The organism is Sorangium sp. So ce327 (assembly GCF_051530205.1).
Lineage (GTDB): Bacteria > Myxococcota_A > Polyangia > Polyangiales > Polyangiaceae > Sorangium > Sorangium cellulosum_B.
The window spans coordinates 7,054,742-7,068,178 of sequence record NZ_CP150330.1 but is presented as its reverse complement, the minus strand read 5'-3'; the positions used below and the strand labels follow the sequence as shown (position 1 = coordinate 7,068,178).

Annotated in this window: 20 protein-coding genes; 7 read left to right on the top strand and 13 right to left on the bottom strand. The window is 69.8% G+C overall.

The window, feature by feature from the left end:
- The first annotated feature begins 287 nt into the window (after positions 1–287).
- Positions 288–761, top strand: coding sequence for a hypothetical protein (locus WME95_RS26455; RefSeq protein ID WP_437902171.1), 474 nt, complete (start codon positions 288–290; stop codon positions 759–761).
- Positions 762–885: 124 nt separating this feature from the next.
- On the top strand, positions 886–1,284 hold the full coding sequence (locus WME95_RS26450) for a DUF4351 domain-containing protein (protein ID WP_437902170.1): 399 nt from the start codon (positions 886–888) through the stop codon (positions 1,282–1,284).
- Between the two features lie 142 nt (positions 1,285–1,426).
- Here WME95_RS26450 and WME95_RS26445 read toward each other — a convergent pair whose 3' ends face one another.
- The 7 genes from WME95_RS26445 to WME95_RS26415 all read right to left on the bottom strand — a co-directional run bounded on the left by WME95_RS26445 (position 1,427) and on the right by WME95_RS26415 (position 6,594).
- Positions 1,427–2,044, bottom strand: a complete 618-nt coding sequence (locus WME95_RS26445; RefSeq protein ID WP_437902169.1) for a glutathione S-transferase family protein — start codon at positions 2,042–2,044, stop codon at positions 1,427–1,429.
- Between the two features lie 126 nt (positions 2,045–2,170).
- Positions 2,171–2,935: a YkgJ family cysteine cluster protein gene (locus WME95_RS26440; RefSeq protein WP_437902168.1), complete on the bottom strand. Its 765-nt coding sequence runs from the start codon at positions 2,933–2,935 to the stop codon at positions 2,171–2,173.
- A 7-nt stretch (positions 2,936–2,942) separates the two neighbouring features.
- Positions 2,943–3,626: a uracil-DNA glycosylase gene (ung, locus tag WME95_RS26435; protein WP_437707309.1), complete on the bottom strand. Its 684-nt coding sequence runs from the start codon at positions 3,624–3,626 to the stop codon at positions 2,943–2,945.
- A 7-nt stretch (positions 3,627–3,633) separates the two neighbouring features.
- On the bottom strand, positions 3,634–4,266 hold the full coding sequence (nth, locus tag WME95_RS26430; protein WP_437902167.1) for an endonuclease III: 633 nt from the start codon (positions 4,264–4,266) through the stop codon (positions 3,634–3,636).
- Between the two features lie 56 nt (positions 4,267–4,322).
- A complete protein-coding gene (locus WME95_RS26425) occupies positions 4,323–5,474 on the bottom strand; it encodes a penicillin-binding transpeptidase domain-containing protein (protein ID WP_437902166.1) in 1,152 nt (383 codons plus the stop codon).
- Positions 5,475–5,611: 137 nt separating this feature from the next.
- Positions 5,612–5,956, bottom strand: coding sequence for a VOC family protein (locus tag WME95_RS26420; RefSeq protein WP_437902165.1), 345 nt, complete (start codon positions 5,954–5,956; stop codon positions 5,612–5,614).
- A 29-nt stretch (positions 5,957–5,985) separates the two neighbouring features.
- On the bottom strand, positions 5,986–6,594 hold the full coding sequence (locus WME95_RS26415) for a YdeI/OmpD-associated family protein (protein ID WP_437902164.1): 609 nt from the start codon (positions 6,592–6,594) through the stop codon (positions 5,986–5,988).
- A gap of 137 nt (positions 6,595–6,731) precedes the next feature.
- On the opposite strand from WME95_RS26415, the gene WME95_RS26410 reads away from it, so the two are divergent.
- Positions 6,732–7,055, top strand: coding sequence for a hypothetical protein (locus WME95_RS26410; RefSeq protein ID WP_437911128.1), 324 nt, complete (start codon positions 6,732–6,734; stop codon positions 7,053–7,055).
- Here the strand turns inward: WME95_RS26410 and WME95_RS26405 are convergent.
- From WME95_RS26405 to WME95_RS26385, 5 genes are all read right to left on the bottom strand, one after another.
- Positions 6,983–7,210: an addiction module protein gene (locus tag WME95_RS26405; RefSeq protein WP_437911031.1), complete on the bottom strand. Its 228-nt coding sequence runs from the start codon at positions 7,208–7,210 to the stop codon at positions 6,983–6,985. The two genes, WME95_RS26410 and WME95_RS26405, sit on opposite strands and share 73 nt — an antisense overlap.
- Before the next feature lie 407 nt (positions 7,211–7,617).
- Positions 7,618–7,851 (bottom strand): hypothetical protein, encoded by a 234-nt coding sequence (locus tag WME95_RS26400; RefSeq protein ID WP_437902163.1) that lies wholly within the window; start codon positions 7,849–7,851, stop codon positions 7,618–7,620.
- On the bottom strand, positions 7,838–8,290 hold the full coding sequence (locus tag WME95_RS26395; RefSeq protein WP_437902162.1) for a glutathione S-transferase family protein: 453 nt from the start codon (positions 8,288–8,290) through the stop codon (positions 7,838–7,840). Before WME95_RS26395 ends, WME95_RS26400 begins: the two co-directional genes overlap by 14 nt.
- The gene (locus tag WME95_RS26390) at positions 8,287–8,442 is read right to left on the bottom strand and encodes an HNH endonuclease (RefSeq protein WP_437902161.1); all 156 of its coding nucleotides are present in this window, start codon (positions 8,440–8,442) and stop codon (positions 8,287–8,289) included. Before WME95_RS26390 ends, WME95_RS26395 begins: the two co-directional genes overlap by 4 nt.
- Entirely contained in the window at positions 8,432–8,833 is a 402-nt protein-coding gene (locus tag WME95_RS26385; RefSeq protein ID WP_437902160.1) for a hypothetical protein, read from the bottom strand. The genes WME95_RS26390 and WME95_RS26385 overlap by 11 nt, the downstream gene beginning before the upstream one ends.
- 272 nt (positions 8,834–9,105) lie before the next feature.
- Between WME95_RS26385 and WME95_RS26380 the strand changes: the two genes are divergently transcribed.
- Positions 9,106–9,612: a hypothetical protein gene (locus WME95_RS26380; protein ID WP_437902159.1), complete on the top strand. Its 507-nt coding sequence runs from the start codon at positions 9,106–9,108 to the stop codon at positions 9,610–9,612.
- A gap of 326 nt (positions 9,613–9,938) precedes the next feature.
- Positions 9,939–10,796, top strand: a complete 858-nt coding sequence (locus WME95_RS26375) for a hypothetical protein (RefSeq protein ID WP_437902158.1) — start codon at positions 9,939–9,941, stop codon at positions 10,794–10,796.
- A gap of 79 nt (positions 10,797–10,875) precedes the next feature.
- On the opposite strand, the gene WME95_RS26370 is transcribed toward WME95_RS26375, so the two are convergent.
- Entirely contained in the window at positions 10,876–11,691 is an 816-nt protein-coding gene (locus tag WME95_RS26370) for a hypothetical protein (protein ID WP_437902157.1), read from the bottom strand.
- A 382-nt stretch (positions 11,692–12,073) separates the two neighbouring features.
- Between WME95_RS26370 and WME95_RS26365 the strand changes: the two genes are divergently transcribed.
- Both WME95_RS26365 and WME95_RS26360 read left to right on the top strand, forming a co-directional pair.
- Positions 12,074–12,649: a hypothetical protein gene (locus WME95_RS26365; protein ID WP_437902156.1), complete on the top strand. Its 576-nt coding sequence runs from the start codon at positions 12,074–12,076 to the stop codon at positions 12,647–12,649.
- Positions 12,650–12,971: 322 nt separating this feature from the next.
- Positions 12,972–13,367 carry a hypothetical protein gene (locus WME95_RS26360; RefSeq protein ID WP_437902155.1) on the top strand — a complete coding sequence of 132 codons (396 nt, stop codon included), beginning with the start codon at positions 12,972–12,974 and terminating at the stop codon, positions 13,365–13,367.
- Positions 13,368–13,437 lie beyond the last annotated feature (70 nt).

Below are 13,437 nucleotides of genomic sequence, written 5' to 3'. Positions count from 1 at the left end.
CGCCATCGGGCGTCGTCCTTGCTCCGTTCACGTGGCCGCGCGTGCATGGGCTTTCCGCGAGACGCTGGCCGGCGACTTGCACCTTCGGCCGAAAGCACATGACGACGCCCACCTCGAACGCTTCCACGTCCTCTTCTGTCTCGAGCCGTTGGCAGGTTGTGCTCGCGGCGATCGCGCTCGCCGTCTGGTCGCTCCTGATCGCCGCGCCGGCCGCGCTGCTCTTCTTGGTCCTTTGGGCCGCTGTCCTGGTCGTCGCTGCCGCAGGCCTCCTCGACGCGACCGGGGGAATGGATCCGCAGGGCTTCGCCGCCGCTGTCGATCTGACCGGCAAAGTGATGGTCTTCGCATCCGGGGCGGCCTTTGCAGGCAAGCTCGTCGAATTCAGGCAACGCCGTTCGAACGCTGTCGCGATGTCGTCGGCGACGCATGTTCCGTGGCTCTTCTGGCAATCCTTCGTCGGCCTGGGTTGCGCGTTGCTGATCGTTGATCTCGTCCTGTTGCCGCTCGCGTATGCGGGGGTCGTCGAGGTGCCGAGCTCCATTCGCGGCGCAGGCGTCGTCGGAGGGGCAGCGACGCTCGTTATCCTCACGTCCTGGGCGCTCTTCAACGCATGGTGGAGAGCGATGCGCGCGCTCTGGGCTGGCGCGCGTAGCTCGTCGTTCTTCGCAGGCATCCTGACGGCGTGCGGCCTCATCGCCGGTTTGAGCGCTTATGCTCTCGGGAGCGCTGTCGTGGTCCCTCTGCTCTTCCCCGCTGCGTGAAGGCGCATTGCCGGAATTCGCCCCCTTATCAGGCCTGCTGGCCAGCGGCGACGTCGTGGCGCTCTATGGGTGTCGAGCCCCTCGACGGCGACCGCAGCGCTCGAACCACCTCGGATCCGGGCGCGTGCTGCGCGAGGCGCTCGCCGATCTGGCGGCGATGCCGGAGGACGCCTGGGAGAGGAGCGTCGCCACGCCTCTCCTGGTACATTTCCAGCTCGGGCTCGATGAGCAGGCGACGAGCGAGGAGGACGACGTGAGCGCAGAGATCCGGGCGTGGTTCGAGGATTACCAGCAAAAGCTGCGCAACGAGGGGCGCGACGAGGGGCTGAAGGAAGGGCGCGACGAGGGGCTGAAGGAAGGGGGGCGCAACCTCCTGCTGCGGCAGCTCCGGGCCCGCTTCGGTGAGCTACCCGCTGCCGTCGTCGCTCGCATCGACGCAGCCGACGTGGCTGAGCTCGAGCGGTGGGGCGAGCGGGTGCTCGGTGCGCGGACGCTCGACGAGGTGCTCGGCGTCCCGAGCTGAAGGGCCGAGGAGGGCCCGCCGCGCCTGGCCGCCGGCAGCGCGGCCGCCCAGGGACGGCAGCGATGCGCCGGCGTCCCGGCGTCGCCGACCACCCCGTCGCTTTCTGCGCAGAAGACGCCCGTTCAGGGCAGGCCGGCAGGCGTCAGGACGACACCTTCACCCAGGCGGGACGCTCGCTGATCCGCTTCCACCACGCCGCGACGTTCGGCCGATCGGTGATGAGCTCCCCGAGCTTCGACACAACGAGACACTGGAGGTACGGCATCCACGAGATGTCGGCCAGCGAGTAGCTCGAGCCCGCGAGGTACTCGTGGCCGGCCAGCGCCTTCTCGACCACGTCGAGCGCCTTCGAGACCTCGGCCTTGGACGCATCGACGATCGCCTCGTCGCCCGGCTTGCCCTGCATCGGCAGGAAGACCCGCTGGAGGACGATCTTGACCGCCGGGGTGCCGAAGTACGATTGCTCCACGCTGAGCCACTGATCCATGAGCGCCCTGGCCCTGAGCTCGGTCGGCGTCAGCGAAGCTCCCGGAAGCTTGTGATCGAGGTAACGCATGATCGCCCTCGACTCGTAGAGCGTGAAATCCTCGTCCTCGAGCACGGGGATCACGCCGAACGGGTGGCGCGCGAGGTGCTCGGGCTGCTTGTGCGCGCCCTTCGTCAGGTCGACGAGCACGAACTGCGCCTCCTGGCCCTTCTCGGCGAGCACCGTCAGGACCTTGCGCGTACACGTGCTCATGGGATGTCCGTAGATCTTCATCGCGTCTCCTTAGACCTGTGTTCCGTCGCGAGGCGCCGACCGGCGGCTGCCTCCATGGCGCGCTAGCCTAAACGGATTTCTCCGACCGCGATCGCCCAGATGACGCGGGCCGACCGCGGCGCGCGATCAGCCCTCGCGCCGCCGATCCTCCTGCCACTCGGCGTCGCGGGCCGCGGCGAAGACAGGGAGGCGCGCGATCCATCGCTCGCCGGCGTTCGGGCGCTCGAGCGCGATGCGCAGGGCCGCGATCAGCTCGAGCGGCGCGGCGTCGAGGCCCTGCTCCTTCGCAGCCCATCCCAGGCCGGCGAGGACGGCGTTGGCGACCTCGTATCCCGGGCGGTGCATCGGCGCCGTGGGCACGGACGCGGGCGCGGCGAAGTGGCGCTCGCACGCGGCGGCGTCGAGGGAGCCCCAGGCCGCGCATACGATCGGGCGGACGGCGTGGATCGAGCAGGCGCCGCGCTCGTCGAGCAGCGGGCAGGGGACGCCGGCCTCGGCGCGTTCCAGGCGGGAGAGCCCGCGCGTCGCCGCGTCGGCGGCGCGGACGCGCTCCTCCAGCGCGGCGAGCTCCGCCTGGCTCCGCGTGGCGCGCAGGTGGGCCGCGATGCGGAGCACCTCCGGCGCCAGCACGAGCACCTTGCTGACGCAGCAGGTCGCGCAGCCGGCCCTGCAGGCGATGGGCCGATCGGGCGGCTCGGCGGCGACCGACGCCCCCTGCAGCGCCTCGGCCCGCGCGAGCGCCGAGGTCGCGGCCGACGCCGCGCCGGCCTCGGTGCGCGCGGCGAGCGACAGCGCGAGCGCGGCGCGCTCCCCGTCGGCGATCCCCTCGAGGACGGCGGGGGTGTACCGCGTCGCGGGGGCGAGCGGCAGGGAGCGCTTCCGCCGCGTCATCGCGGCGCTACGCCGTCTCCGGGAGCCGCCAGTCGATCTCGTCGCTGCCGCGGGCGCGGAGGGCGCTGTTGATGGTCGAGAACGGCTTGCTGCCGAAGAAGCCGTTCCTCGCCGACAGCGGCGAGGGATGCGCCGTCTTGATGACCGTGTGGCGCTTCGCGTCGATGAGCTTCGCCTTCTTCTGCGCGTAGCCGCCCCAGAGCACGAACACCACCCCGTCGGGCCTGTCGTTGACCTTCTTGATGACCGCGTCGGTGAACGACTCCCAGCCCTGGTTCTTGTGGGAGTTCGGCGTGTGCGCCCGGACGGTGAGCACGGTGTTCAGCAGCAGCACCCCCTGGGTCGCCCACGTGGTGAGGCAGCCGTGCCTCGGGATCGTGAAGCCCGGCAGATCCGAGACCGCCTCCTTGTACATGTTGGCCAGCGACGGCGGCGGCGTGATGCCCGGGCGCACGGAGAAGCAGAGCCCGTGGGCCTGCCCGTCGTCGTGGTACGGGTCCTGGCCGAGGAGCAGCACGCGCACGCTCTCGTACGGCGTGAGCTTGAACGCGGCGAAGACGTCCTCCTCCGCCGGAAACACCTGGTGCGCCTTCCGCTCGTCCTCGACGAAGCGCGCCAGCTTCTTGAAGTACGGCTGCTCGAGCTCTCCGGCCAGCACGCGCTCCCACGAGGCAGGTAGATCGATCTTCATCTCTCGTTCAGACCCCTTCCTTCGGACAGAACTCGCTCATCCGGCACTCCCCGCACTTCGGCTTCCTGGCGACGCAGGTGTAGCGGCCGTGCAGCACCAGCGCAGGGCCGAAGAACGTCCATTGGTCCTTCGGCACGATCTTCATCAGATCCTCCTCGATCTGCTCGGGCTTCTCGCGCTTCGAGAGGCCGATGCGCCCGCTGAGGCGGGCGACGTGGGTGTCGACGATGATCCCCGAGGGGATGTCGAACGCCGTGTTGAGCACGACGTTCGCCGTCTTCCTGGCCACGCCCGGCAGCGTGGTGAGCTCGGCCATGGTCGCGGGCACCTCGCCGCCGAAGCGCGCGACGAGCTCCTTGCACGCGGCCTGCACCGTCTTCGTCTTCTGGCGGTAGAAGCCGGTCGGCTTGAGCTCTTCCTCGAGCTCCGCCGTGGGCGCGTCGGCGTACGCCTGCGCCGTCGGGTACTTCGGGAAGAGCGTGGCGGTCACCCGGTTGACGCGCTCGTCCGTGCACTGCGCGGCCAGGATGGTCGCGACGAGCAGATCGAGCGGCGTCTTCCAGTCGAGCTCGTAACGCGCGTCGGGGTACTCCTGGCGTAGTTGCTCGAGGAGGAGGGGGATGCGGTCTCGGGCGTTCATGGGGGTCGTCGCAGCGTAACCCAGCCCCGGGCCGCCCGTCAGCGGGGCTCGGCGCCTCAGCGACGCCGGGCCACGGGCCCCGGGCGTCTCCGGCCGAAGTAGGTTTCGAGCAGCTCGCGCCCCACGAGGTTCGCCTTGGTGCGCCACGCGATGTCGTTGGCCAGCATCACGGAGACCGCGATCTCGGGGCGATCCGACGGCGCGAACGAGGCGAACCACGAGAACATCCGCGACGGGCTGCCGCCGACCAGCGTGCCGGTCTTGGCGGCGACGGGCATGGTGCCGAGGGCGCGGGTGCCGTCGGGCTTGCGGAACGCCTTGGCGCAGGTGCCCCGCCGCGTCGTGACCTCGAGCATCGACCGGAGGGTGCGCGCGACGTCGGCCCGGAGCCCGCGGCCGTCGGTGCTCCGTGGCCCGAGCGCGCCCGCGTCTCGGCGGTCCTGCGCGTCCTGCACGCCCGGCGGCGCGAGCAGCGAGAGGCGGACGCGCTCGCCGTCGTTGGCGATCGTCTGCATGGCGAACAGCGCGCCGAGCGGGCTGAGCCGCCCGCTCCAGAAGCCCGCGGCGGCGCGGGCGAGGCCGAGCCCGTCGGCCGGGATGTGGGCGGCGCTCGGCGCGACGGGGATGTCGATGGGGACCTCGCCGTCGAAGCCGAGGTCGCGGGCCTTGTTGCGCAGGTCGTCGGCCGTGAGGTGCCGGCCTGCGAGGCGGGCGAAGACGCCGTTGATGCTGCGGCCGAGCGCCTCGCCGAAGACGGTGCAGGTGGCGCCGCGGCCCTCCAGATCGGCCGCGGTGATCGCGCTCATGCCGCCCGTGTAGCAGACGGGCGTGGCGATGTTCACCTTGCGGCCCTCGAGCAGCGCCGCCGCGGTGACGATCTTGAAGAGGCTCGCGCTCGGGGCGAGCGGGGTGGCGACGTAGTCCCGGTCTCCGCGGCTCGCCCACACGAGGATGCGGCCGGTGCGGACGTCGGAGGCGACGATGGCGCCCTCGGGGGCGCCGGAGCGGGCCAGGAGGCGCTCGGCGGCGCGCTGGAGCTCGGGATCGAGCGTGAGGCGCACCTGCTTGCCCGACGCGCCGACCGTGGCGTGGACCGCGCCGGCCTCGACGTGGAGCTTTCGGACGCCCGGCGGGGCCGGAGATGCCGTCGCCGGCGCGATCCCGATGGCGATCGCGGCGGCGAGCGCGAGGAAGAGACGCGATCGCACCCCGCGGAGATGCCAGCGGGCGCGCGGGAGGGCCAAGTTCCGCGCGGCGTTCGCGACGGGCACCTCGTCGCCCGAGGAGGAGGGGGGAGCGGTTCATGAGGAGCAGCGCGCGCTCCCCGGCTTTGCCCTGGAGCGGCTCAGCGTTCTTGTTCCAGGGCGATCCGATGACCATCGGGATCGATGACCGTCACGGGCGAGCTGCCCTCGGAGCTGATGGCGCCGACCACCGCGCCCAGCGCTCGGAGCGACTCCAGGATCCGATCGAGGTCGGAAACGATGAGCCCCAGGCGGAGACCGGACGTCGGCTTGTCCGAGAGCGGATAGAGCTCGAGGACCATTCCACCCACATCGCATGAGTAGTGCTTTGCTCCGCTGCCGTGCTGCTCCGGGGACAAGCGCAGGCCGAGGCCTTCGTAGAACCGCCGCGAGCGCTCGAGGTCTGCGCACCGGAGAACCACGTAAGCAACACGGTGCACGCTCATTGGAGGGGAGCCGCGCGCGCTGACCGAGGTCAGCGCTGTCCTTCCGGCACGATGGTCTCACCGCGCGCCAGCATCGCCACCAGCGTTTCGATCTTCTTCGCGCGCCCGGCGGGCGTCTTGATGCTGTTCATGCGAAACGCCAGCGCGAAGAGGTTCTGGCGCCCGAGGGTCTGGAACGTCTTGCGCGCCCGTGGGTTCGCCTCGATGGCCGCGCGAAGATCGTCGGGAAGGGTGGCTTCGGTGGCGCTGCGGATGGGGGCGTAGGCGGCCTCCCAGCGGCCATCCGCCTTCGCGGCGTCGACCTGCCGCTGGCCGTGCGGGGTCATCCGGCCGGCCGCCGTCAGCCGCGCGATGTGATCCGTGTTGATCTGGCTCCAGACGCTCCTCGCCTTGCGAGGGGTGTACCGCTGCAGAAAAGAGAGGTCATCGAACGACTTCCGGATGCCGTCGATCCACCCCCAGCACAGGGCCACGTCCAGCGCCTGCGCGTAGGTGACCGTCGGCAGGCCCGAGTCCTTCTTGTGAATCTTCAGCCACAGCTCGGTCTCGCGGGCGTGGTTCGCGGCCATCCAGGCTTCGAATGCCGCCTCGGTGGGGAAGCTCTTGATCTTGTCTGGATTGGGAATGATCGGCGCCATGAAAAAGGTCCTGGTTGAAGCCTATCGATCAAGGAGCCACGGGAGCCGGCGCGCCGGGGGCACTGTACGTACCAGAGCTTTGCTGCGCAGCTCGGTGCTTACAGCCGATCTTTCCACGCGTCCGGATGGCGGTGCAGATGAAGCACCGCTATCACGAGCACCAAGGGTTCTTCGAGCACGAAGAAGACGCCGTAAGGAAAGATTCGAACCAGTGCGCGACGAATGCCGGGCTCGATCTCAGCAAACTGGAGAGGATTCTCCATGGTACGGCGGATCGTGACATCCACTTCAGACTCGAATCGGAATCCGAGATCGCGCCGCTTCCGCTCGTAGCGAAGCGCAGCGTCGAAGACTTCGACCTCCGCTTCCTGGCGGATCTCAAGCCGTCTCATCGCTGCGCGGCGCGCAGGCGCGAGAGCAGGTCTCGGCGGGCCTCCTCCCACGAGCGGCTCGAACCCTGACCAGCTCGGTGCGCCGCCAGGCGTTCAGCGAGGATCTCGCGATGCCACTCCAGGGCGGGAACTGCCTCAGGATGGAGCGCAACGCGGTCCCAGAGGGCCTGTAGGTAATCGAGCTTCTCAGCGGGAGAGAGGTCGTCGAAACCTGGAGGGGGCATCGCGGGGAGGGTCATATCCGAAATTATACCGCAAATTCGACCGGAGATCACGCCCGGCGGGCAGTGCCTCATGCCAGGATGTCCGTGGGCCATTTCGTCCGATTGCCCAATAATTCCAGCATCTTCTGCAGTGCCCGCGCCTGCCCGGGGTCGTGCCGGCCGAGAGGGCTCGGCCCACACGCGCGGGCAGAGCAGAGACAACCCTGCGCTCCGCGCGCGGGACGGAGAGAGCGGTCGGGAGTACGACCGACGAGACCTCCCTCTGGCTGCATTCTCCAGTCTCACGCACCGGCGTTCAGCTGCGGGCGCCACAGGAGCATCTGCGACCGGCGGCGACCGTCTGCTGCAACGCTTCGCTATGCAGCTTTCCGCTCATGGTTTCTATCTTGTTCTCTCGCGCACCGCGTTCAGATCTCGAAGCGAACTTCGATGCCCTCGGCTGCACAGGCGCGCTGCGTCGCGGAACGTCGTCCAACCGCGTCGATACAGGCACCGATGCGCTCCATCCGATCCGGGGATCGTGGCAACTGCCGCGCCCACCAGGTCAGCATATAGAGATATGCGTCACACGCCGAATATGCTTCGCCCAGCATGAAGGGCCCGGAGCCCCAGGCGTTCTCGATGACCTCAAAGGCCTGCATGGCTCGCGCCGCCGCCGCGGCTCGCACCTCGTCGACAGCCCCGCTGGTAGGGCTGTGCGCCGTCGCTTTGGGTCAAATTTGCCGCGTATTTTTCTGGGTAGCGGTAAGCCATGTACGCGGGCTGCACCGTGTTGCTCAGGAAGAAGAGCCACTTATAGAGATGCGCTCGTTCGCTTGACCCCAGAGGTGGGATCAGCCGTGCGCTCGGGTATTGATCCGCGATGTACAGGCAGATCGCCGCAGATTCGAAGAGCACGAGCTCGCCACAAACCAGCGTGGGGATCACGCCGTTGGGGTTGAGGCGCAAGTAGTTCGCGCTCTTTTGCTCGCGCCGGTCGCGATCGACGAGCACGAGCTCAAAGTCACAGCCCGCTTCTTGCAGCAGGAGGTGTGGCGCGAGGTTCGCGTTGCCGGGATAGTAGTAAAGCTGAATCTTCATTCTGTAGATCCGCCCAGCGACTCAGGGATAATGTGGTCGATCTCCATCGGTGTGCCGATGATACGCGCCGAGGTCAGGCAATAGCCGCAGCGATGGCGCGCCTCACCGGCGACCTGCTCACGCAGCGCCCTCCCGATGTAGCTACGGCTCATGTCCTTGATGAAGCCCCGAGACGTCATGACCTCGCTGTTTGAGCAGGGCGGCAGATCGGGAACGAACCAGCATGATGCGCGTGTACTCCTTTATGAGCGTCGCGAGCGCCTCGATGTCCGACGCGGAGAGCCCTTCGCTCTGGCGCTTGATGTGCAGATCCTCGAGGTCTGCTGCCTTCTCCGGGGCGAGGCGCTGCCTGGCGGCCCGCCAGAGATCCTCGTCACCTAGCAAGTGCAGCGCGGCGATGGCCTCCGCCATGTCGACCGGCAGCTCGTCGGATTCGTCAGGGAGGGAGGTCGCTACCGCGTCGACGAGCTCGGCCTCGACGGTTCGTTGCGTTTTCCACGCGCGGCGAGCCAGCCGCTCATACAGCGGCTCGGGCAAGTTCACGGTAACGGCTTGAACGGCCATATCCTAGTTTACGATGGGCCGTCGAGGCCAGCAAGCTCGGCGGTGCAAGGCGCAGCGCGACGCGCAGCCGGCCGTTCTCCTCTGCCGTGCCATGATCGGTATCCTCGTCGGCTCAACGAGTCGTCGACTGGTCAACCGAAGCCAGCGGACCAGGCCGGGAGGGATGGGCTGGTCCGACGGGCCCGCGTGCGGGAGGCTCGCCGCCGCGGCGGTCGTCGCCGAGCGCCGGGTCTGGTAGGGTGCGCGCAGAGGTGCCTGTGCTCAAGCTGCCGAAAGATCTCGTCGCCGATCCGCGCCATGACGCGGTGTTCGATCTCCTCACCAAGCACGCGGGCCTGCTGTGGGAGAGCGGTCGAAACCGGGTGGCGACGCTCCCGATGACCGACGCGCTGGCCGCGGAGCTCCGCGGCGCGCTCGCGGCCGAGCACGCCTGCCACGGCCTCGAGCTCATCGCCGACAAGCTCGCCAGGGAGCAGAAGGGGCTGGACGCCGCGGCCAGGAAGGCCCCGGAGAGCCCGCAGAACGCCCGCGCGTCGCGCATCCTCTTTCTCGCGAGCGACGGCAGCACCCGCTTCTATCGCGACTGCGACGCGCTCCTCTCCCGCTACCCCCAGCGCCTCCTGGCCTGCCGGCTCGAGATCGCCGGCGAGGCGCTGGGCGAGAAGCTCACGGGGAGCGCAAGGCTGATCCGGAGCGTGCTTGTCCTCGACAAGAAGGTCGCCGCCAGAGCGCTGCTCGCCCTGCTCCCGCCGGGCTGACGCCCGACGGCGCCACAGCACGTTCCAGCGCAGCGCGCCCTCCATCTACGCGGAGTTCGCTTGCAGGCAGCACCGTCGGCGCGGCCTCTGGAGGGGCACGCCTATGCGCCTGGAGGTCCTGGCCTCCAGGCCACAGCCTCCACACCGGCGCCTGGAGCATTCTAGCAGGGCTGTCGGCGTGCTCCCGTTCCGGCGCTCGCTCCACGAGCGCCCGCTCAAGATCACCGCAAATCCACGCCCGCCGAGCCGGCACGCTGCGTGCTCAGCGTGCTCAGGAGGAAGGACAGTCCGCCGATCCATCAAACCCCGACCGGAGAGAACCCGTCATGAAATCTACCGCATCCATCCTCAGCACCCTCGTTGTCCCCTTCGCCCTCGTCGGTTGCGTCTCGGACTCCGAACCTCACGACGAGGGGCACATGGACGTCGAGGAGGCCTCCGCCTTCCCCGAGGCAGCCCGCACCCCGGCGGAGGTGCAGCCGTCCGAAGGCATCGGTGCACAGAACACGGCGCCGGCCGCGGACACCCTCTCCGAGCCGACGCTGAGCCCTGTCGGGAAGTCCGGCGCAGAGCTCGTGGTCAGCTCCGGCGGCGGCGCGCAGTCCCTCGTCCTCCTCCAGCTCCCGATCGTCAACCTGCTGATTAACCCCGGCTTCGAGAACGCGCAGGCCGGCATCCCGTCGGGCTTCATCGATCATGGCAACGCCAACGCGTCATGGTTCGCCGGCTGGGGCACCGCGGCGGACTCCTGGCCTGCCACGAGCAATGACCTGAACTACGGCGCCATCGCGACATGGCTCAAGACCGACGTCGTGCACACCGCCAACAAGCGCAGCCTCCTCGTGTCGGCGACGACGACCAACGGCGGCATCGCCCAGCAGTACTGGACATCCGCCAGCCCGCCGCCGAACAACGCCTACCTGCGGTTCAGCGTCTGGGTCTATACCGTGACCGGGCAGGTGACGATAGGGCTCGGCAGCGGCGGGACGGGTTATACCACCAGGACCTCGACCCAGACCGGAAAGTGGGAGTACCTCCAGACCTGCGGCACGTCGTTCAACAACGAGGTCCTCATCTACACGATCGGCGGGCCGGCCGTGTACTACGTGGACGACGCCAACGTGTCGGCGACGCCTTCGCCGCTCCTCGACCAGTATTGCTCGCCCGGCGCCGTCGTCTTCTGAGCCACGCCGCCTCCGCGCGGCGCGCAAGTCGAGAGAACCCGCACCGGGCGCACCGAGCATGGGCTCCGCGCCGCATCGCTCAATCGGTGCAGCACGGGGCCCCGCCGGGGGCGTCGCAGGTCGCCGGATCGTCGCTGCACGGCAGCCCCCAGGCCACGGTGGCGCCGAGGACGACCTCCACCTCGGCCGTGTGCTTCGTCGAGCCGTCGTCGTTGCGCGCCTCCGCCGCGAGGATCACGTGGGTCCCCTCCTTGAGCACGGTTTCCGGCTGCCACTGCCTTCCGGGGAGGAACGCGATGAGCCCGAACGCGTGCGGGAACTCCCCGGGGAGGAGCTCGACCATCCCCTCCTGCGGGACGCCCGGGGGGAACAGGTCCCCGGTCGCAGGGTCCTTGACGCTGTACCGCACACGGACCCTCGTGCCACAATCGCTGCAGCCGACGGCGAACCAGAGATGGTATCCGCCCTGGGGCCCGGCCATCACCGGCAGCGTGGCGCCCTCCTCGATGCTCTCGAAGCAGGTCTCGCCGGTCCCGATCTCGAACACAGCGGGGTCGACCGGCAGGCGGCAGCCGCCGCCGCCGCCGCCCGCCCCCGTGGAGCTGCCGCCGCCGCCTTCCCCCGTGGAGCTGCCGCCTTCTCCTGCGGAGCCTCCGCTGCCTTCCCCTGTAGAGCCGCCAGCGCCCGATCCACTCGAGCTTCCGCCGCCGCCCTCGCCGGTCGAGGTGCTGTCGACGCTCCCCTCGCTGGTGGAGCTACCGCCGCCGCCCTCGCCGGTGGAGCCGCCGCCCATCGCGTCCGCCTCGACGCTCGAGCCGCAGTGGAGACACAGCAGCGCAAGGGTGAGCACGGGAGTCGCTTGCCAGTGGGTCAATGCGCGAAGGAAAGATCTCATGGGGAGCACCTGGAACACGCGAGGGCGCTGCAAAGGGGAGAGCCGGAGCGCTCCCTCCTTCAGGCGCGATGTCCCGGAGGGCCGCGGTGGGCTCGACGCGAGCGTCGGCCCTGGCAGACGTGGCAGCAACCGTTCCATCGCGCGCTCCGCGCAATCCGGGCGCTTTCCCTAGCGCGCTCGCCAGCGCGCTGCGCCACGTGTGCCAGGCGCAGACAGCTCTGGCACAGGGACCGGGCCCTCACGGCCCGGCCGGCGCGACGTGCGCGCTGGAGAGCTGCGGCGACGGCGCGCCGGCCCCGGCGGGCGTCTTCGAGACCCACGCCGTGCCTCGGCGCGCTATGGTGTTGTCTCCCGGCCGGGGGCCGGGGGTTCCTTGCCGCCCATGCCGACGACCCGCCTGTTGCACAGCGCCGAGATCCCCCAGGCCGACAACCTCGCGAACGTGCGGCGCGTGCTCGAGGCGCTCTCGGGCGGGGTGACCGAGAAGGAGCGGATCTCCGAGCAGACGGGCATCTCCTTGCGGCACGTCGGCTATGCGCTCGCCGCTGCCCGCGTCCTCGGCTGGCTCGTCGATGACGGCGCCTCGATCACGCCTGCGGCGCGCGAGCTGCTCGCAACCCCGTCCGGCTCTGCCGACGAGCGGACGCACCTGCGGCGCGCGATCTTCGCGTGCGAGGTCGTGAAGGAGGTCGCGCCGGATCTCTTCGAGCCCGCGGCGCCGACGCGGGAGGCGCTCGCGCGCCGCATCTTCCGCTTCACCGCGGGCATCGGGAAGGAGACGGCGCGCCGGCGCGCGCAGACCCTGCTCGCCTGGCGGAGCCAGGTGCTGGAGCGGCAGCTCCCGCTCTTTCCGAAGCGCCCGAGGAAGCGCGGCGCCGCGGCCGCAGCGAGCGCTGGCGAGGAGACAGCGCCGGGCGAGGAGACAGCGCCGGGCGAGGAGACAGCGCCGCGCCGCTGACGGGTCCCTTGCGCGGTGGGGGTACCTCGAAGCTCGGTCGCTCGCCTCGGGGCTACCGCGCCGCCGGCGGCTTGCGCGCGGGGCGCGCCGCCCGCAGCGCGTCGGCGCTCAGCGGGTGGCGGGCGTCCTTGCCCTGGCCCTGGTGCGGCGCCGGCTTGCCCCCCGTTCCGCCCTCCCTACGCGCCCCTCGGTCTTTTCCAGAAGAGAGAGCCCGGCAGGAGGATCCCGCTATTCCGGGTCGGGGAAGGTGCATAACCTGGGATCCTCGCCGCGCGGCGCCCAGCGAGACCGCGCTGGAACGCGCGCCGGGAAGGACGAACGCATGAACCCTTATGCACCTCCGACCGCATCCATCGAGCCTCACGCCGCGGGCGTCGAGCAGATCAGCCCGGAGCGGCGCCTCGAGATCCAGAAGAGGCTGAGTCGCTTCAGCACCTTGAGCTTCCTCTTCGGGTTGCCGGGGATCGTGCTGCAATCGGTAGGTCGCGCGACGGACAACGCTGCCATCTCGCTCCTCGGCGTCGCCCTGTTCATCACCGCCCTCGTGTATTACGCGAAGATGCGTGGCCGGAGCGGCGCGTGGGGTATCGTCGGGCTGGGCACCTGCATCGGCCTGGCGCTCCTCTACTTCCTGCCGAAGCACTGCCTGAACTGCGAGGCGAAGCACTCGTACCGAACGAAGGGTTGCGATCGCTGCGGCGCGCCGCTCGGCTCTTGATCGCCGGCGCTCGCCGGCGTGCCGCGGATCGCGGCGCCGCGGCAGGCGGACCGCGGGCCTCGATCTCGGG